Here is an 18,017-nt window from a genome sequence, read left to right on the forward strand (position 1 = left end):
TCGCGTCCGCTTAAAAATACGCGGACACCATCGCCCTTAATGCTGGAGTTCGGAAGGTGAGTTCGCCGTACGCTTACTCGATATGAACGCCCTGGAAATGATGTCCTGACCGATCTTGCATATCATCTAGTCGTTCGTGCATTGGAGGCTGGCGATGTTACTGCAGGTAGACTTTGGACTTGGTTAGAGCCTTTTCATATCAGTGCGGGATACCAGCGTAATACTCATCAGCGATTGTATGAGCTCATCCAACGCAATGATGAGTTGCGTCAGTCCGTTCAGCGCTTAGTGCTGTTAGAGCTTGGCAATGATTATAATCCTTATCAGCAAGCTTGGCAGTTGAGCCAGCGGTCGACCGGTTTTATGCTGTCTGATGCCGATGTTGTTTCGCTACTTTATTGCCTAGATCCGTCCAATAGCGAAGACGAACGCTGGCGCGATGTGGTCCAGCTTATTCGGCATGATGGCAACGCAGGTGCAGAGGTTCGTGCAGCAGCAAGACTCTTTGCTTCTCTTCGTCCCGACCTGTTGGCGTGGATTGACAAACTCGCAGAGCAGACGATACCTGACTGGCAGGTCGAGCAGGCTGAGCGAGAGCGAGAGCGTTATGAAAAACAAGTAGCCGCTCACATAGTACATCGAAATCACTTTGCTTCTTGTACCGAGCAAATGCGCGCAGGTGACTACGGTTCGATTATTAGTCCTGCTCAGGCCTATCTCGGCCTTTTTAATGACATTGGAAAAGATGTACCTGCTCATGAGCGTGTTGGGCAATGGCTTGGAGGCGATATCGGGGAGCTAGCGCATCTGGGGTTTGAAGCTTTTATGATGCTTGATCCTCCAGAGCCCACTGCGCAGCAGATAGCGATGAGCAATGCTAAAGGCAGGTCTTACAGTGCGGGATATATTATCGTTGCCGCGCTCGCCGAGCGTCTGCGGAATGGTACAGGGTTCGATGACCTTTCTGATGAGCGCCTAATGGCAGGATTGTTTGAACTACGCTGTACCCCTATCGAAAAACATGCAGGCATTATAGGACTGCAAGATGCCTTAAAAGCTGCCATCCAAGCTCGCGGTATCTGGGAAGAGGCAATGCGCCTCTATCATGAACCACAACTGCAGGAGCGACGTGAACACGTAGATGGTCTGTATGCACTTATGCGAGATAAGGCTCATGTCTCCATCGGCATCAAACTTGCGGCAGAATGGTTGGAGCGTTTTCTAGATTTACCAATCGATCCAGAATTAGAATTAGTCGATAGGCTAATCCGCTCAAAGCGATTTGAAGAGCTGCGCCGAGCTTTATTGCTTCGTTCAACATTAGCTGACGAAGAGCGCCGGCGGAATTGGGATGCGGTTGGTTTTATTGTGGATTTTCCTGGCACTGTAGCGAGGCTTGGGGCCAACCCGATCGAGCCGGAGCTACTTTGGCACATACGACATCGAATCAGTGACCGTACCAGTGAGAACACCAGCATTCTTCTTAACGTTCCTCAGAGTGAGTGGATCATTGATAAGTTCCGATTACTATGGCCAATGGTTGAGCGCCCCAGTGGAGTTTCGTCAGGGGATTCAAACCCTTGGGATGCAAGCAATTTCATAGTTTATCTCATCCGCCGTCTGGGTAATGATTCCAGTGAAGAGGCAATTGGTGCATTGTTACGTTTGAGGGGCACGCCTGACGATAGCTACTCTGAATCGGTCAAGATTGTTATCGCCGAGCAGAAGCGTATTCGCGTAGAAGCCGCGTACAATCCGCCGACGCTTGCCGCTATCGATGCAATTGCACGCAGTCTTGCCCCTATATCCCTTGTTGATCTGCAGACTGTTGTGCTTGAAGAGCTCGCGATCGTCCAAGCGAAGATAAAGAGCGACGATGCTGAGTCCTGGCGCGGATTCTATGACGATAAAAAAGTCCCGTTTTCGGAGGAACGTTGCCGTGATCATCTTCTAGGGCTTCTTCGCCAAGGAGCAGAGGGGCTTATATTCGATCCAGAGACGCACGTTGCTGCCGATAAAGAAGTCGATATTACTTGTTCGGTGGGGACACTTCGGATTCCGATCGAGATCAAAGGGCAGTGGCACTCCGAGCTTTGGAAGGGGGCAGATATACAGCTTGACACGTTTTATACCAGAGATTGGCGTGCGGAGGAGTGTGGTATTTATCTGGTGTTCTGGTTTGGAGACCAACAACAAAAAAACAAGAAGCTGAAGAGCCGAGGGCTACATAAAGCGCTTCCAACAACTGCTGATGAACTGAAAGAGATGCTCGTCGCCACGAACAGCTCTACCCAAGAAGGAAGAATTGCTATTTTTGTGCTTGATCTAGTTCGGTGTTTTCCAAACTGAACAGTAGATCGACTCGCTGCTAGAAGCAATAGGCTATTTCTACTCAGATACTTTTAGGCGCTGAGATAGTAATTGTTTTAAATGTCAGGGTAGGCGATGCAATGTGAACTGGCTCATTGCTCCGAGGGCCAAACGTTATCCTAGTCTTGCCGTCATAGTGCACGTAGGCTCGTTAGCCGAAAAAATCAGAAAGCTGAACCCTATATCTGGTTGTTAGCGGCTAGGAGCGGACTGTAGACAGCTAGCCACTCAGCCCTATACGCTGGCTAGCCTGAATTCAAATCACTCAAGGGATTATGATGCTGGCCATTGCCATTGATCGAGACAGCGTCCATGCAGGAGACGATCTGAGCAGCCATGCCAGCTCAATCCAGCTCGATCCGACCGCAACACTGCGCACACTGTTCGAAGCCATACGAACCATGTACCACCTGCCCTGCATCAATGGGATGAAGCTATTTGGATTAGCTGCGCTTCAGGCAAACAAGTAGGTGTTCTCGCACAGCAATGGGCGGCCCCTAAATTAGTCGTACTCCTTGAGAGCCCGGTAAAGCAGGTTTTTGGAGGCCACTAACCTCGCCTTTTATTGAAACTAGTGCCAGACGGATCCTGATGTTGTTTTCTCACGAATTGAAGCAGGGGAGGTATTGATTTCTCGATTAAGGTGATTTTCTGAGGATCCAGCTAGGTCCTCTACGTAGATGGTCTGGGGCAGTGACTCTGATTGCTGAAGTCTTAGGCTCCGAGATACTCTTCCCCTCCTGACAGATAGACGAAGCTAAAAAATCATGTCTACTCGTTATTCCATTCAAATCACGCCGGTGAGACCATTACCAGACTTCTATTGCATTGCTGAACATCTATGGTAAACCGGATGTGATGTTGACTCTGACGGTGATTGCAAAGATTCAGATGGTTACCAATGGACGGAACTGACATTGTCGCTTCGCGACACATCAGGAGAGTGCCTCGACATTGACCCGCTCTCGCTCATGCCTCTTAAGCTGGTAATCCGCTCATCGCATGCCATCCTCTGCCAAAGATCGGTCGACTATGTCGTGTCTATTTCTGGAGGCACCATCGGTGCAGTTGCCACACCAAGATGGTATGACGTGCGGGGAGACAGGAATTATAGATCCACCACACGTGAAAAACACCGAATATGGGCCCTATGGCGTTTTCATACAATCTGGACCAAGAGTTGACCGTTCTCGTCAAAATTGTTTAGATGGTAACGCTCATCAGCTATCCTTCTCTCTTTGATAGTGTTATGAGGCTTCGTCAGTGGCTCTAGGTCTATATAAGGTGCCCGAATTAGCCTAGATCTTAAAAGTTGGCCGGAGATCGTAAAGGCAACAATTGATTATTGGTAGGGCTTGTGATTTTATAGAGTTTACAAATAAACAATTCAGTAGTAAATGGGAGTCGCAGTGGCTGATTTAGGGTTTTGGGGGTTGTTTGGGGTATTGGGGTCACTGGCATCTGTGCTGAGTCTTTTTATATCAAAAAATACGAGGTGGGCTAAATTTATTCATGCTGCATATTCAGCATTAATTGTGGCTATGATTCTGGGGTTTACTTCTTATCAAGAAGGTGTTAGGTTGCAGCTTAGTGAGCTTTCCGAAATAAAGAAAATAGAAAGGCAAGCTACATCTTTATCAAATCCAAGGGATTTAAGTACCGCAGGAAATATGATAGGGTACTCACTTTCAGTTCTTGCCTTTTTAGAGAAGCATCAAGATAAGTATCCCGAAACATATTTTAGAGCTAAGGAGATTTGTTTGAAGTCTAATTGCTATGGGCAAGATGATAGCCTTTCGCATTTTTCTGAAATGCAAAAAATCTCTAGTGCAATGAGAGAGTTAATTAGAGGGATAAGCACCTTGGATGGTAATTGATTGATATTCGGCAACGCTCAGCCACTAGAGTTTTATGCATTCAACCAAATGGTTCGGATGACTGCTTCTGGCCGATCCTATTGAAAAAGTTGGACATGGTTTCCGTAGAAAAAGAATGCATCTTTGATTGAATTCTTCGCTTTCGACAGATGTTAGTAGATTCGGATCTCCCGTAACAATTTGATGAAAATTCGTTTCACCGATCAATTTTCCGGCTGTTTCAGGAAAGAGATTCAATAAAGTCGGCCAAAATTGGCCACCCATGAGTGGCCTGAGCGAAAATCTACAAGCGTTTCTCCTGCTATAGTCGAGCCGTAGCACTCAATACACGGTTTTCTTACGTTCCGAAGGAAATTCATGCTTCACAAAGTTCACGCATTCCAACTCATACCAAGAGACTATTGCCTTGCAATATTCTTCACCCGCTGTCGCGGTGATTTTCGCAGACTCTTGGAAGTGAGTGTGTGAAGCATCGAACTCCACCGTTGTCGAGGAAATGAAGCCGTGGATGGCTGTGTTTCGAGCACAGCGCCATGTATCAATTTTCAGCAGTAGCTCTGTGGGATAGGCGTGAGCTGAGCACTGCTTATTGGCCATGGTCTTGAGCAGCTTGTGAAAGGAAGGTCTTGGCAGCCTAGTACCTATACCATCTAAAAAATTGAACAGGCAATTGCTGATCAGGCACTCCTCAATCGTAATGGCTTCAAGGTAATAACCATCTTTCATCGCTTTTGCTATCTGCGCCATTGCCGCCTGTTGTGCCTGCTGTCGTACCTTTAACTGGCTCACCGCCTCATCAAAATCTATGTTTATGGCGCGAGCTAAATGCAGCGCCTCAAACAGCGAGTAGCCTGATTGGCTGATATTGCTCTGATCAAAATGCTTTTGAAACGATATCAGCGCGTTGTGGTAACCGTTGATAAACGTATAGACCGCGAGCCACTCTTCTTTAGCCCAAGCAAAATACTTGCCCGGCTCCTCAGGCTCAGGGATGCCCATCAGCGAATGGCCAATCTCGTAAATCCAGTAGTGCGAGACTGATACCAGACCGCCTATATGGATGCAGGTCATCTTTTTTTCGGGATAGATATAGACATCTTCGGGTCGCCAGTCGGCGATATTTTGAAATTGGATGTACCGCTGCGCATTATCGTTGCCCAAGTCTTGATAAATGATATCGATCAAGAGTCTGTAAACGTCTATTGGTTGGGGTGAAAGTTCAAGAATCCCATCGAAGCCGAAACAGTGAGATAAGTACACTCCAAATGGTTCAAGAACGAGTCGCCCGTCTGGGCGGATGAAAGGGTAGTTGCGAATGCCATCAAAGAAAACTTGGCGATCATGCTGTTCGTCTTTATTCATGATTTTTTAGAATATGAGTCATTGAAGTATGGATTGCCGCACTACAGTTAGTCGAGCCGTCAGATCAGAATCTACTCTCTAACTTAAACGGCTAGAAAATTAAATATTGGAAGTGTCCGATAATGACAGTGGAGGGACATAGATGTTGTCACTTCTGCTTGCTATACCACCACCGCTTCTTGGCCGCCACGCTAAAATCCTCTTCCCATCCTCTCATCCATCCTTCATAAGCACTGTCGGGAGGAATCAGGCTTGTATTCTCTTCAAGTGGATCTATTCGGCGAGTCAGGCGCTTTTCCCCAGACAATTTCTCATACCGGTCGCGGACTTTAACCGCCTGTGAACTGATGCAGTCAGCGAGTTTACAAACGAAAAAAATAACATCGTCGGTGTAGATGGCTATTCCCCGCACTGCCGAGCCGTATTCATTGTTGATAACCCCTCCGACTGGCAGTCCGAGGTAGTAATGCTTGGGCGCGAAACCTGCCGGCAATCCACCGTTTCTAAACATCTCTAAGAGCTCGTTATACGCGTCGATCATGCCGTTAAGATTTCCGATAGCGTCTGCTAGGGCTATCATTGACTTCACCGCATTGGGCGATACGCTCATGTTCTTAAGAATGAGCCCCTGGAGTTCAACAATTGGTGGTGTTATTGTTTGGAACCTCAGGTTGTCGATACTCAACGAGAATGGTTCCGCTTGATTTTCGGCTGCCTTATACAGAGCGAACCTTGCCAAATCTGATTCGTATTTACTCAGAAGTCCCAATACGTGCTGCTTTTTGAGAGCCCCTGCCACATCTATTATCGATGCACATAACGTTAGTGCGACGTCGATACTGCGAAGTTCAGTTAATAGCTCGTCCCTCAGCTTTGTGCTCTTGGCAATGTGGCCGGCCATCCATGCACCAATACCAGCACCGAACCCGGCACTTATCAGAGCGCCGCCTCCTTTAATCGTGTCAATGCTGAAAAGGTTGGCAACCCAAGGGAGCAATGGTGCCGTAGCTGTATAAATGCCGTTAACCGGCTCCCACAAATTAGCCATTACAATCCCTCACACTCGGTGCCCCGACCATTCGAGGCAAATGAATCGGTATTTTAATGGGGACGCCGCTGGTCTGTCCCTGTGATGGGTAGATATTACGAGGAGGAGCTCTTCAACTTCGCAGTTCTGCTAGTGAAGCGGAATCGCAGAGTCGCCCTGTGGTGCTTCTGGTCACTCACGACCTTCCCCCCTAAATCCAACCTCCCCCAAAAGCCGATAAACCTCATCCCGCAATCCATAAAACCTCTGATTCAACTCCCCATGCCCCGACTTCCAGCACAAAGCACCATTCCTGTAACTCTGCCCCAGCACAAGATCATTGAACGACCCCATACCGCCGTAGGCCGACCGAAGTCTGGTCATTCCTGACGGATCGGCGTCGGCCAATCGTGCGCGTGCATCGCGCATCCATTGGCTCCAGTGTTCTTCACCGTCGCTTTCAAGTACTGCAACGAGTTCGTCCAGAACGCTGATCAGCTTTTCGGTTTTCGTGTCCATTTGAATCTCGCTTGAACTCGTTGTGTTAATGGAATGCCGCGGCGATTATGTCTCAAGGTTGTGCTTTCACTCATTCCCATCGAACACAACGCCCTATAATCCACACAGGCCACCCTCATGCCCTTCAACTGGCACTCCGACCCCATCACCCGATCCACCCCCGTCACCGCCACCTACAAAAACACCCAGAATGTCCGCCGTTTCATGACCGAGCACTGCGGCCCTGATTTCAAGTTCGACAGACCATTCATGGCCTGGATTGGCGATGGACCTGAGAAAACCATGGGGGACCTGGTGGATGAATGGCTGCGCAGGTATCAGGGAGTACCTCGATAGGGTGATTTTTCGAGTCATGCATATCCGTTTGGATATTTTTTGTCGACCAGCGCTCTTTTCATGGAGTTGCGATGGAATTTGCTGAGAACTCAATGCTCTAATGATTCCAAAGCGCCACTAACTTTTGTCGCCAGTCGTTTTTTCTCGTAGCGTGTGCATGCATTTCTGCGGAACTCGAAACAGCGTAATCAATACCTCCAGGTACAGCAGCATTGACTCCGACCGATATTGAAAGCCTGAAAAGCCAGCTAAAGGCGCTTGAGCAGGAAAACCTGAGCCTGAAAGATCAGCTGTGCATCAACAGGCAGAAGGCCGAGCTGGAGTTGGCGTCGTCCCAGGAGCGCTATCGCTTTTTGTTCAATGCCATGGACGAAGGCTTTTGCATCATCGAGTTTTTCGACGGTCCGCACGGGCCTTTGAGTGACTACATCCATATCGAGGCCAATCCGGCCTATGCCTTTCATGCCGGTATTCCCAACGTTGTCGGGCAGACGTTGCGTCAGATGGTCCCCGAAGAGGCCGATGGCTGGGTCGAGTTCTATGGCAAGGTGTTGCGTACCGGCGAGCCGATCCGCTTTGAGCGTGAGCTGGTGGCAACCAGGCGTTATCTGGCGCTGACGGCCTTTCGTATCGAGCCGGCCAGTCGCAACCAGGTGGCGGTGCTGTTTCAGGACATTACCGAGCGCAAGCGTGCCGAAGAGGCCTTGCGGCAACTGAACGAGACGCTGGAAGCACGCATCATCGAGGCGGTCACCGAGCGCAAGGTGCTGTCCGATGTGGTCAACGGGACCAATGCTTTCATTCATGTCATCGATCCCGAGTACCGGTGGCTGGCAATCAATGCTTCCGCCGAGCGAGAGTTCGAGCGTCTGTTCGGGGTTACGCCGAGAGTGGGCGACAACATGCTCGAGTTGCTCAAGCATCGGCCTGACAGCCAGGAGGTCATTCGTGGCTTCTGGGAGCGGGCGCTGGCAGGGGAGGAGTTCGTCGAGATCACCAGCTTTGGCGATTCTGCGGATGACACCCGACACTATGAAATTCGCTACAGCAACCTGCGTAACGTCGATGGCAAGCAGATCGGCGCCTATCTGTTTGCCTATGACGTGAGTGAGCGTCTTCAGGAACAGGCTCGCCTGAGCCAGGCCGAAGAAGCCTTGCGGCAGTCGCAGAAGATGGAGGCTGTCGGCCAGCTTACGGGCGGCATCGCCCACGACTTCAACAATCTGCTGACGGGGATTACCGGTTCGCTGGAGCTGCTCAAGGCACGCCTGAGCCAGGGGCGCTATAACGAGATCGATCGTTATGTCGCGGCTGCCCGTGATGCTTCCAAGCGCGCAGCGTCGCTGACTCATCGCCTGCTGGCCTTTTCACGACGCCAGACCCTCGATCCCAAGCCGGTCGATATCAATCGGCTGGTGATTGGTATGGAAGAGCTGATTCGTCGTTCTGTCGGGCCGCATATCACGGTGGAAGTGGTGACGGCGGTCGGGCTGTGGTCGACTTTTATCGACGCGCCTCAGCTGGAAAACGCCCTGTTGAATCTGTGTATCAATGCCCGCGATGCGATGCCCGGAGGTGGTCGTATCACCATTGAGACCGCCAATAAATGGATCGACGAACGCGCATGCGTGGCGCGGGATATGCCTCCCGGGCAATATCTTTCGCTGTGTGTCACCGACACCGGTACGGGCATGACCCCGGAAGTGATCAATCGCGCGTTCGATCCGTTTTTCACCACCAAACCGCTGGGGCAGGGCACGGGGCTGGGGCTGTCGATGGTCTATGGCTTCGTGCGACAGTCCGGTGGCCAGGTGCGGATCTATTCGGAAAAGGATCAGGGCACGACCATGTGCCTCTATCTGCCCCGGCATTATCTGGGCGCGCCGCAGGAGTTGTTTGATCCGGAGCTGGAACCTGCGGAAAACATCCGCACCGAGTCTACCCAGACGATCATGATCGTCGACGACGAGCCGACCATTCGCATGCTGGTCAGCGAAGTGATCGAAGATCATGGCTACAGATCGGTCGAAGCCGCAGAAGGGGCGACGGCACTGGAAATGCTGAGCACCGATATGCGCGTGGATCTGCTGGTGACCGACGTCGGCTTGCCCGGCGGCATGAATGGCCGGCAACTGGCTGACGCGGCACGTATCCTTCGGCCTGATCTGAAGGTGATGTTCATCACCGGTTATGCGGAAAACGCGATCATCGGCAACGGCCATCTGGAGCCGGGCATGTGGGTGCTGACCAAGCCATTCACCATGGAAGCTTTTGCCAGTCGCATCCATGAAATGATCAATCTGGAAGACTGAATACCCCGGCGATCCTTCGCGTGGCCGGGGTTTTTCCTGCATCAAGAATATTTATGGAGTAATAACTCCAGATTCAATTGTGCCCATAGCCTGAGTGGGAGTAGATTGCGCTCACTGATAGCCACTGGCTATTCGGTCTGCCAACTTTCACTCTCGCTGGGGTGTGTCATGAGTAAACCCGTTTCATTGGCCAAGCGCATCGGATTGGGCTTTGCGTCTGTGTTGTCCTTGTTGGTGCTGGTGACCGCTGTGGGTATTCAGCGTGTCGGGTTTATTGACGATACCTTGAAGTATGTCAGCGACAATTCTGCGCTGATCCAACGCTATGCCATCAACTTCCGTGGCAGTGTTCACAACCGCGCCATTTCCATTCGCGATGCCGTACTGGTCAATAACGATCAGGACCTCAACCGGCATCTGAACGAGATCGTGAGCCTGCGCAAGGATTATGACGATTCCGCCGGACCGATGGACCGCCTGTTCAACGAGAAAAAGAACGTTTCCAGCGAAGAGAAACGTTTGCTGCAGGACATCAAGGATATCGAGCGCAAGGCCCTGGCCTCGACGGACAAGGTTCTGGAGTTGCGCCGCAACAACGACGTGGCGGGCGCGCAGGCCATGTTGCTGGCCCAGACTTCTGCCGATTACAGCGAATGGCTCAAGCGCATCAATGCGCTGATCGATCATGAGGAAGCGCAGATCAAGGGGCTGCTCGATAACGTGCAGGCAACTGCTGGCGGCTTCATGCTGCTGATGGTGATTGCGACCGCGGTCGCGCTGTTGCTCAGCATCGGTGTGTCTGTGGCGATCATTCGTTCTGTAAGGTCGACGCTGGGTGCCGAGCCGGCAGAGGTTGCCGAGGTGATTCGTCGGCTGGCTGATGGCGATCTGAACCAGAAGATCGAGTCGAATTATCCCGGCAGCGTCATGGGCACCCTGAAAAACACGCTGGGGAATCTGTCCCAGACCATCAGTGAAGTGCGGGCTGCGGCGGCGCATGTAACCGATTCGTCGGTACGACTGCTGTCCACCTCGGCCGACAATAACCGTCAGATCAGCCTGCAGACCAATGAGGCTCAGCATATCGCGACGGCCATCAACCAGATGGCGGGTTCGGTCAGTCAGGTGTCGGGCTATGCCTCCCAGGCTTCCGAAGCGACCAAGGTTGCAGACGTCCAGGTCGAAAGCGGTCACCGCATGGTAGGCGAGGCTGCCATGACCATTCAGGAGCTGGCGACCATTCTGGAACAGGCCACTCAGACGGTGGATCAGGTCTCCAGGGACAGCGAAAACATCGAAACCGTGATCGAGGTGATCAACTCCATCGCCGCGCAAACCAACCTGCTGGCGCTCAACGCGGCCATTGAGGCTGCTCGCGCCGGTGAGTATGGTCGCGGCTTTGCGGTCGTGGCCGATGAGGTGCGTTCCCTGGCGACACGGACTCAGGAGTCCACCCAGGAAATCCGCGAGATGATCAGCAAGCTTCAGGGTGGCACGCAAGGCGCCACGCGGATCATGCAGCAGAGCTGTGAGCTGGCTCGCACCACCGTCGAGCAGACCCGTGATGCCCAGGCGGCATTGAGCCGGATTCGTGAAGAGGTCGGGGCTATCAATGAAATGAACGCCCAGATCGCCAGCGCCTCGAGTCAGCAGAACGCTGTTGCGGACGATGTTGCCCAGAATATCAACCGCATCCACAGCTCCACCCTTGAATCGGCCGCCGGGTCACGTGAAGTGGCGAGTTCCAGTGAGGAACTGGCGGAGCTGGCTGATCGGCTGACCGGAAAGGTTGCGTTCTTCAAGGTCGCGTAAGCGGTGCTGGCTGTATTACTTGTGGGAGGCAGCTTGCTGGCGAAAAAGCCTGGAAACCGACAGATATTCTGCATCTGTCCGTTGAAGTCGCCAGCAAGCTGCCTCCCACAAAGTGATTGTCTACTGCACTGCCGGTGCCTGAAACTCGCCTCTGGACAGATTGTTCACATCATTGCCCATGCTGTCGCGAAGGCTCAGGTCGGCGCCTTTGGCAGCCAAGGCCTGCAAAATTTCGGTGCGCTGGAACAGAGCGGCATACATTGAAGCTGTCTGGCCGGCGTTATTGCGTTGGTCGGGCGCGCAATTGGCTTCGACCAGGCGCTTGGCGATACTCAGTTCGCCCTTGAAAATGGCGCCCATCAAGGCGGTATTGCCGCGTTTGTCTTTGGTGCACGGATCGGCACCGGCATCGATCAATTGGGTGACCAGTTGTTCGTGGCCGTGATAGGCCGCCAGAATCAACCCGGTATAACCTTTCTCATCCTGGATGTTCAGGTCGTAGTGAGCGTCGATGAAGGTTGCCATCATCTCGCTGTTTCCCTCGCGGGAGGCGTCGAAAAACAGAGTGCGTAACTGGTTGGTGGTCTGCTCCGAAGGTGTCTCTGCCTGAGCGACTGCGGCAAACAGGACCAGTGCGTAAAGTAAGGTTCGCATGGGCGTTCTCCTGAAAAACAGCCAGCCCCTTGCGGGGCCGGCTATCGACTTGATCAGTCTTTGAGGTTCGCAGCCAGGGCCTTGACCTTGGCCAGATCGCCTTTGGCCACTTCGGTTACCCGAGTGCCGTAGTTCGGATCAGCCTTGTAGAGGAACGAGAGCATGATGTTCTTGCTTTCGGTGTCGGTGTCAGCCAGCGACTCGCCAAAGCTCTGGACCAGATCGTTCTGCTCCTTGGCGCTGTACGAGCGATACAGATCGCCAGCCTGCTTGAAGTTCTGCTCGCGGGTGATCTTCGCCTGCTGGGTGGTGCCGCTTACTGGCGACTGGCTGTAGCGTGCCTGAGCATCGGAAGGACGCGGGCTCAGACGGCTTGGCTCGTAGTTGACGCCACTGGTGGTGTGGCCAGTGTTCATCGCGCCATCCTGGTTGCCGTTGTTGACCGGGACTTTCGGCTGGTTGACCGGCAGGCTCAGGCCATTGGCACCCAGACGGTACATCTGCGTATCGGCATAGGAGAACACACGGCCTTGCAGCAGGCGGTCTTCGGAAGGCTCGATACCCGGTACCAGGTTGGCCGGAGCCATGGCGACCTGCTCGGTTTCCTGGAAGAAGTTATCGACGTTCTTGTTCAGGACCATCTGACCGATCTTGCGCTCGGGTACGTCAGGCCAGATCTTGGTGGCATCGAGCGGATCGAACTCGAACTTCGCCAGATCGGCAGGTTTGAGCACCTGAATGTATAGATCCCATTTCGGGAAATCGCCTTTTTTGATCGCGCCGACCAGATCGTTGGTCAGGTGGCTGTAGTCCTTGGACTGCACTTGAGCCACTTGTGCCGGATCAAGATTCTTTATGCCTTGCAGCGATTTCCAGTGGAACTTCACGTAATGCACTTCGCCCTTGGCATTCACCAGTTTGTAGGCGTGTACACCGTTGCCGTCCATGAAGCGGTAACCGGCAGGTGTCCCTTCATTGGAATACAGCAGTGTCAGAGTGCGAGTGGCTTCCGGAACGTGGGAAAAGAAATCGAAACGGCGTGAGTCGTTATCCAGATTGGTTCTAGGATCAGGCTTGAATGCATGAACCATATCCGGGAACTTGATGGCGTCACGAATAAAGAAGGTTGGAAAGTTATTACCGACCAGGTCCCAGTTACCATCTGCGGTATAGAACTTGGTGGCGAAACCGTGAGGGTCGCGCAATGTTTCAGGCGAGTGGTTGCCATGCACTACGGAAGAGAAGCGCACGAAAACCGGCGTCGCTGCACCCGGCTTGAACACCTTGGCCTTGCTCAGGTCGCTGATGTCGGCCGAAGCGGTGAACTCACCGCGAACCCCTGTACCACGGGCGTGAACCACGCGCTCGGGAATACGCTCGCGATCGAAACGCTGGAGTTTTTGCAGCAACTGCACATCCTGCAACAGCGTAGGCCCTTGAGGGCCGGCAGTCTGTGAGTTCTGGTTATCGCCCACAGGGGCGCCATTGTCGCGGGTTAATGTATCTGCTGCATAAGCGGTCGGAATAACCATCAAGCCGACAGCAGTCAAACGCAGCACTTGTCCAGACCAGTTTAAAAACGGCATTTTTTGAATCCCTCATATTTTTGTATTCAGCGGACTTATCCTAGGCGGATGAGCATTTATCTGTAATCGTAAAAATTTATCGGGGCGATTGAGATAAATGTGAATGACGTACATAAGGGGGACACAATGAAACGTCGATGAGAAATATTATTTATATGTCAGGGTTAATATGTTTCCGAAGGTTTCATTTTGTAATGATGTTAAGATAGTGGCTATCTGTATGTCGGGCAAGTGTGCTTTCGGGCGTGATTGTGCTTTTGTTGGCAATAATGAGTTTATCTTCCGTGAAACAGTGGCGATTCAACTTTTTGCAAGCCGTGCTTCAGGGTAGCCATTTTTATTCTTGCCGTGCTCCAGGCTCTGGCGCGTTATGATGGTGCGGCCACATTGTCATGAGTAAGCCCCGGAGCCACACGCTTGATGTCCATTGTCACCCTGCTTGAAGCTACACCTCCCGAAGCCATCAAAAGCCAGATTCTGCAGATGGTGGTCGATTACGTTACCGACATCAGCATGGTTGCCATCGCTCCGAGCAATCCGCTGTACAACCTCTATCAATATGGCATCGGCTACGAGGTCCATCTCTATCTGGATGGCATGGACGGTTCCAAAGGCATTGCGGTGGAACTGATCGTGGCGCTGGATGAAGAGGATCCTTCCATCGTGACCGGCTTTGTCCTGTACCTGCCGGTCAAGGACGATCCCCAGGCTTGTGCCGTGGCGTATATGGCCGTCAGAGAAAGTCACCGCCGTCAGGGGATCGCACGCGGCATGCTGCAGAAAATGCTTGGTCGTTACCCCCACGCAGAACTCTGCTGTGTGGCTGGCAAGGTGCCTTGCTTCGAATCGCTGGGGTTCCAGGTGATTGGTGCTCGCGGCCCTCAAGTCATCATGAATACCCGGGACCACGGCACGGATGGGCTGCTGGCCGTGCTGGATGTCGCGCCCATTTACCGCTCAGTGGAGGTGCGGCAGATTCATGCGTACCTGCTCAAGCAGCACGGCAAGAGAGCCATGGTGGACGCCGAGAAAAAGCGTGATCGGCATCTGGACGAAATGACCCGTCACGCCAGGGCGCTCGTGGTGGAGCGCCTGGGTGAGGGCGCGTTGCGAAGTGGCGCGCGAGGACCGGTTCTGGTGGGAGGCTCGCAAGCCTAGCCTTTAACGTCTGCCGACAAGTTCGCAAGTATCTGCGCCCGGCATACATCGATAATTTCATCCGCCAGCGGTGAGTCATCCGGACAGGAGCGTGACAACATCATTGCCCCCACCGCATGGGCCAGTATGCTGATCATTCTGGTCCGCTGTTGCTCTGCATCGCCGCTGTCCGGGCTTTCGGAGCCGGTTTTTTCGAGCATGTTTTCAATCCCTTCGGCGAACGTGGCCCTGATCTCCGGGGTTTGACGCGCCGCATCTGCGCAGAGCGCTGCCATCGTGCAGCCAATATCTCTTTTATCGCGATGCTCACGGGACAGATAGCGAGCGAAGAACTCTTCAGTGCTCAGGTTTTGTAGATCGCTCACGTTGCTGGCAAAACTGCTCGCAGCGGCTTCTGCCATCAGATCGGCCTTGGAGCCGAAGTGTTTATAGAACCCGCCATGGGTGAAGCCTGCCGCAGCCATCAGATCTGCGACGCCCACGCCGTCATAACCTAGCTCACGAAACAGTCGGGAAGCCGTCTCGACGATGTGCGCCCGATTCGCCTGTGCCTGTGCCTTGCTGACTCTCATTCTTTCAGATGCCTTTTTTGCTGACCCTCAGGCAGTCACTATACATTGATGTTGTTCATCATCAAAACTGTTGACGGTTATGATTATGATCGTCATCATTATTTCTACCACTTGCCCATCTGACTCAAGAGAGCAGCACAATGACCAGCCTTTCGACCGTTCTCATCACCGGCGCTTCTTCCGGCATCGGTGCTACCTACGCCAGACGTTTTGCACGCCGTGGCCACAATCTGGTACTGGTTGCCCGCGACAAGCCGCGCCTGGAAACCCTCGCAGCGCATCTTCGCCAGGAACACAATGTCACCATCGATGTCCTTCAGGCCGATCTCACTCATCCCGACGATTTGATTGCCGTCGAAGCACGCCTGCGCGATGACGCCAGGATCGGAGTCCTTATCAACAATGCCGGGATTGCCCAGTCAGGAGGTTTTCTCGACCAGAGCGCCGACGATCTCACCCGGCTGATCGGTTTGAATACGACTGCTCTGACGCGGCTCGCCGCTGCCATCGCGCCCAGGCTTGCACAGGCGGGTGAGGGCTCCATCGTCAACATCGGCTCGGTGGTCGGTCTTGCGCCGGAATTCGGTATGTCGGTTTATGGCGCGACCAAGGCTTTCGTGCTCTTTCTTTCGCAGGGCTTGAATGTGGAGCTCGGTCCCAAAGGTGTTTATGTACAGGCCGTTCTCCCGGCCTCGACCCGCACCGAGATCTGGGAGCGTGCAGGGATTGATATCAATAAGCTGCCTGAAGTGATGGACGTGGAGGAGCTGGTCGATGCCGCTCTGGTCGGTTTTGACCGGCGTGAGCTGGTGACTATCCCGCCATTGCACGAGGCTGCACGTTGGGATGCTCTGGATGCTGCGCGGCAAGGACTGATGTGCGAGATCAGGCAGGCGCATGCCGCAGAGCGCTATCAGATGGTTTCGCGCTGAAGGAATCTGCTGGAGGCCTGATGCTGTACCCGGCAGAGTGCAATTTGCCAGTTAAATCGCGCATCATGTGCAGATCCGGTCCAAAGGTAGGCTCTTTCATGCGCGTCTTGTCATCTCTTTTCCTTCTCGCTGTGGTGTCTTTGTCTTCCGTGGCTGCGCTGGCCACGGAAGAAACGCAACTGGCTGACTCGATCAATCTCTATCGCAGTCAGGCTCAACGCTGTGCGGGGCAGGTTTCCATGGAGCTGCCGCCACTGGTCAGCGATTCGCGTCTGGTATTGCCTGCCACCGGCTCTGGCGATTTGCAGCAGGCGCTGGCGCGTGCCTCCTATCCGATGGTGACGGTGCAGGCCATCAGCCTGTCCGGGCCGCGAGATGCGCAATCTGCCATGAAAGCGGTGCAGGAAAGTTTTTGCCAGGTGGTGCTGGACCCGCAATTCGTCGATATCGGTGTGAGCCGTGAAGGGCGGGAATGGCGCATTGTCCTGGCCCGCTCGCTGCTGGCTGCGCGGTTGGGAGACTGGCAGTCCGAGGGACAAAAGCTGCTTGAGCTGATCAACACGGCACGTGCCCAGCCACGTCAGTGTGGCACTCAGTCCTTCAATGCGACCACGCCGCTGACCTGGAACGCTACATTGGCAACGGCGGCCGAAGGGCACACTCGGTCCATGGCCAATAACAGCTTCTTCGACCACAAGGGCCGTGATGGCAGTACGCCGGGAGATCGGGCCGAGCTGGCCGGTTACATTGCCCAACAGATCGGTGAAAACATTGCCGCTGGCCAGGACACGACACGCAAGGTGGTCGATGGCTGGCTTGCCAGTCCCGGCCATTGCGCCAATCTGATGAATCCGGGCTTCCGGGAATTGGGCGCAGCCTATGCCATAGATCCCAAGAGCGATGCGGGGATTTACTGGACGGCCATGTTCGGTTCGCAGTGAACACAGCCGCCCGTATGGCCTGAATCAGAAACGGAACGCCTGCCTGCCAATCAATAGCCATTGGCCGTTCTGTTTCTGCCAGATCTGGAAGTTCTCGATTTCGGTCGGCACCACTTTGCCGCTATTCACCGCTTGAGCCGAGAAGTGATTGCGCACCAGAGCGACATCGCCGGACAGGATGATTTTCTGGTTAAGCATTTTCAGCTCGTTGAAAGCACTTTTTCCGCTTTCGATATCTCCGATGAATGCCTGCTTGTCCTGGATATTGCCGCTGGAGTGGCCGTAGGAGAGGTTGTCTGCGGTCAGCGCCTTGAGTTGCCCGATATCCTTGTGCCACATGGCCTGGGTCAGTTTATCCACGGCAGCCGCCACATCGCTTTCATCCGAGGAGGGTGCGGCGGACACGAATCCGGTAAAGAGACACAGAAAACCCACAAGCAGTTTGAGCTTTTTCATGAACAGGTCCTTTTTTGTAGTTAGAGTCGGACGGACTGTCGTTTTGCTGAGCTGATCTCCAGTTCTCATCCGTCATCGTACAACTTAGTCTTTTTTAGAAGGA

16 protein-coding genes and 1 pseudogene are annotated in these 18,017 nt (G+C 53.2%); 10 read left to right on the forward strand and 7 right to left on the reverse strand.

The features are described 5' to 3' along the window. The first annotated feature begins 264 nt into the window (after nucleotides 1–264). The 3 genes from JSY17_RS14905 (at nucleotide 265) to JSY17_RS14915 (ending at nucleotide 4,247) form a co-directional block, all read left to right on the forward strand. Nucleotides 265–2,349, forward strand: a complete 2,085-nt coding sequence (locus tag JSY17_RS14905; RefSeq protein WP_232849470.1) for a hypothetical protein — start codon at nucleotides 265–267, stop codon at nucleotides 2,347–2,349. Nucleotides 2,350–2,648: 299 nt separating this feature from the next. Continuing rightward, complete coding sequence (locus tag JSY17_RS25700; RefSeq protein ID WP_232849471.1) at nucleotides 2,649–2,840, forward strand: hypothetical protein; 192 nt, start codon at nucleotides 2,649–2,651, stop codon at nucleotides 2,838–2,840. 939 nt (nucleotides 2,841–3,779) lie between these two features. Further along, on the forward strand, nucleotides 3,780–4,247 hold the full coding sequence (locus tag JSY17_RS14915) for a hypothetical protein (RefSeq protein WP_206402217.1): 468 nt from the start codon (nucleotides 3,780–3,782) through the stop codon (nucleotides 4,245–4,247). Between the two features lie 321 nt (nucleotides 4,248–4,568). On the opposite strand, the gene JSY17_RS14920 is transcribed toward JSY17_RS14915, so the two are convergent. From JSY17_RS14920 to JSY17_RS14930, 3 genes are all read right to left on the reverse strand, one after another. Beyond that, a complete protein-coding gene (locus JSY17_RS14920; RefSeq protein ID WP_206402218.1) occupies nucleotides 4,569–5,609 on the reverse strand; it encodes a hypothetical protein in 1,041 nt (346 codons plus the stop codon). Nucleotides 5,610–5,757: 148 nt separating this feature from the next. After that, nucleotides 5,758–6,657, reverse strand: coding sequence for a hypothetical protein (locus JSY17_RS14925; RefSeq protein ID WP_206402219.1), 900 nt, complete (start codon nucleotides 6,655–6,657; stop codon nucleotides 5,758–5,760). Nucleotides 6,658–6,828: 171 nt separating this feature from the next. Next, nucleotides 6,829–7,155 carry a DUF6966 domain-containing protein gene (locus JSY17_RS14930; RefSeq protein WP_206402220.1) on the reverse strand — a complete coding sequence of 109 codons (327 nt, stop codon included), beginning with the start codon at nucleotides 7,153–7,155 and terminating at the stop codon, nucleotides 6,829–6,831. Between the two features lie 117 nt (nucleotides 7,156–7,272). Here JSY17_RS14930 and JSY17_RS14935 point away from each other — a divergent pair, with 117 nt between their 5' ends. The 4 genes and pseudogenes from JSY17_RS14935 (at nucleotide 7,273) to JSY17_RS26055 (ending at nucleotide 11,615) form a co-directional block, all read left to right on the forward strand. Continuing rightward, a complete protein-coding gene (locus JSY17_RS14935) occupies nucleotides 7,273–7,491 on the forward strand; it encodes a DUF6434 domain-containing protein (protein ID WP_117181255.1) in 219 nt (72 codons plus the stop codon). 212 nt (nucleotides 7,492–7,703) lie between these two features. Then, complete coding sequence (locus JSY17_RS14940; RefSeq protein ID WP_206402221.1) at nucleotides 7,704–9,803, forward strand: hybrid sensor histidine kinase/response regulator; 2,100 nt, start codon at nucleotides 7,704–7,706, stop codon at nucleotides 9,801–9,803. A gap of 168 nt (nucleotides 9,804–9,971) precedes the next feature. Further along, nucleotides 9,972–10,499: pseudogene (locus tag JSY17_RS26050) on the forward strand (MCP four helix bundle domain-containing protein); the annotation flags it as partial. Between the two features lie 519 nt (nucleotides 10,500–11,018). Next, the gene (locus JSY17_RS26055) at nucleotides 11,019–11,615 is read left to right on the forward strand and encodes a methyl-accepting chemotaxis protein (RefSeq protein WP_408636095.1); all 597 of its coding nucleotides are present in this window, start codon (nucleotides 11,019–11,021) and stop codon (nucleotides 11,613–11,615) included. A gap of 120 nt (nucleotides 11,616–11,735) precedes the next feature. Here JSY17_RS26055 and JSY17_RS14950 read toward each other — a convergent pair whose 3' ends face one another. Both JSY17_RS14950 and katB read right to left on the reverse strand, forming a co-directional pair. Then, on the reverse strand, nucleotides 11,736–12,269 hold the full coding sequence (locus JSY17_RS14950) for an ankyrin repeat domain-containing protein (protein WP_117181257.1): 534 nt from the start codon (nucleotides 12,267–12,269) through the stop codon (nucleotides 11,736–11,738). A 53-nt stretch (nucleotides 12,270–12,322) separates the two neighbouring features. Further along, a complete protein-coding gene (katB, locus tag JSY17_RS14955; RefSeq protein ID WP_162880511.1) occupies nucleotides 12,323–13,801 on the reverse strand; it encodes a catalase KatB in 1,479 nt (492 codons plus the stop codon). A 474-nt stretch (nucleotides 13,802–14,275) separates the two neighbouring features. On the opposite strand from katB, the gene JSY17_RS14960 reads away from it, so the two are divergent. Continuing rightward, on the forward strand, nucleotides 14,276–15,013 hold the full coding sequence (locus JSY17_RS14960; protein WP_206402225.1) for a GNAT family N-acetyltransferase: 738 nt from the start codon (nucleotides 14,276–14,278) through the stop codon (nucleotides 15,011–15,013). On the opposite strand, the gene JSY17_RS14965 is transcribed toward JSY17_RS14960, so the two are convergent. After that, a complete protein-coding gene (locus JSY17_RS14965) occupies nucleotides 15,010–15,585 on the reverse strand; it encodes a TetR/AcrR family transcriptional regulator (protein ID WP_200976460.1) in 576 nt (191 codons plus the stop codon). The two genes, JSY17_RS14960 and JSY17_RS14965, sit on opposite strands and share 4 nt — an antisense overlap. 140 nt (nucleotides 15,586–15,725) lie before the next feature. Between JSY17_RS14965 and JSY17_RS14970 the strand changes: the two genes are divergently transcribed. Together JSY17_RS14970 and JSY17_RS14975 are read left to right on the forward strand one after the other, a co-directional pair. Further along, a complete protein-coding gene (locus tag JSY17_RS14970) occupies nucleotides 15,726–16,517 on the forward strand; it encodes an SDR family NAD(P)-dependent oxidoreductase (RefSeq protein ID WP_206402227.1) in 792 nt (263 codons plus the stop codon). Nucleotides 16,518–16,615: 98 nt separating this feature from the next. Continuing rightward, nucleotides 16,616–17,458 carry a CAP domain-containing protein gene (locus JSY17_RS14975; protein ID WP_206402229.1) on the forward strand — a complete coding sequence of 281 codons (843 nt, stop codon included), beginning with the start codon at nucleotides 16,616–16,618 and terminating at the stop codon, nucleotides 17,456–17,458. Between the two features lie 24 nt (nucleotides 17,459–17,482). On the opposite strand, the gene JSY17_RS14980 is transcribed toward JSY17_RS14975, so the two are convergent. Then, nucleotides 17,483–17,914: a nuclear transport factor 2 family protein gene (locus JSY17_RS14980; RefSeq protein WP_117166627.1), complete on the reverse strand. Its 432-nt coding sequence runs from the start codon at nucleotides 17,912–17,914 to the stop codon at nucleotides 17,483–17,485. Between the last annotated feature and the right edge of the window lie 103 nt (nucleotides 17,915–18,017).

It is taken from the genome of Pseudomonas capsici, from assembly GCF_017165765.1.
In the GTDB taxonomy this organism is placed as follows: domain Bacteria; phylum Pseudomonadota; class Gammaproteobacteria; order Pseudomonadales; family Pseudomonadaceae; genus Aquipseudomonas; species Aquipseudomonas capsici.

What these genes read in the sequence shown, in the direction of transcription:
- JSY17_RS25700 (WP_232849471.1), top strand. Translation starts at nt 2,649, where the DNA reads ATGCTGGCCATTGCCATTGATCGAGACAGCGTCCATGCAGGAGACGAT.
- JSY17_RS14920 (WP_206402218.1), bottom strand. Translation starts at nt 5,609, where the DNA reads ATGAATAAAGACGAACAGCATGATCGCCAAGTTTTCTTTGATGGCATT.
- JSY17_RS14925 (WP_206402219.1), bottom strand. Translation starts at nt 6,657, where the DNA reads ATGGCTAATTTGTGGGAGCCGGTTAACGGCATTTATACAGCTACGGCA.
- JSY17_RS14930 (WP_206402220.1), bottom strand. Translation starts at nt 7,155, where the DNA reads ATGGACACGAAAACCGAAAAGCTGATCAGCGTTCTGGACGAACTCGTT.
- JSY17_RS14935 (WP_117181255.1), top strand. Translation starts at nt 7,273, where the DNA reads ATGCCCTTCAACTGGCACTCCGACCCCATCACCCGATCCACCCCCGTC.
- JSY17_RS26055 (WP_408636095.1), top strand. Translation starts at nt 11,019, where the DNA reads ATGACCATTCAGGAGCTGGCGACCATTCTGGAACAGGCCACTCAGACG.
- JSY17_RS14950 (WP_117181257.1), bottom strand. Translation starts at nt 12,269, where the DNA reads ATGCGAACCTTACTTTACGCACTGGTCCTGTTTGCCGCAGTCGCTCAG.
- katB (WP_162880511.1), bottom strand. Translation starts at nt 13,801, where the DNA reads ATGGTTATTCCGACCGCTTATGCAGCAGATACATTAACCCGCGACAAT.
- JSY17_RS14960 (WP_206402225.1), top strand. Translation starts at nt 14,276, where the DNA reads ATGTCCATTGTCACCCTGCTTGAAGCTACACCTCCCGAAGCCATCAAA.
- JSY17_RS14965 (WP_200976460.1), bottom strand. Translation starts at nt 15,585, where the DNA reads ATGAGAGTCAGCAAGGCACAGGCACAGGCGAATCGGGCGCACATCGTC.
- JSY17_RS14970 (WP_206402227.1), top strand. Translation starts at nt 15,726, where the DNA reads ATGACCAGCCTTTCGACCGTTCTCATCACCGGCGCTTCTTCCGGCATC.
- JSY17_RS14975 (WP_206402229.1), top strand. Translation starts at nt 16,616, where the DNA reads ATGCGCGTCTTGTCATCTCTTTTCCTTCTCGCTGTGGTGTCTTTGTCT.
- JSY17_RS14980 (WP_117166627.1), bottom strand. Translation starts at nt 17,914, where the DNA reads ATGAAAAAGCTCAAACTGCTTGTGGGTTTTCTGTGTCTCTTTACCGGA.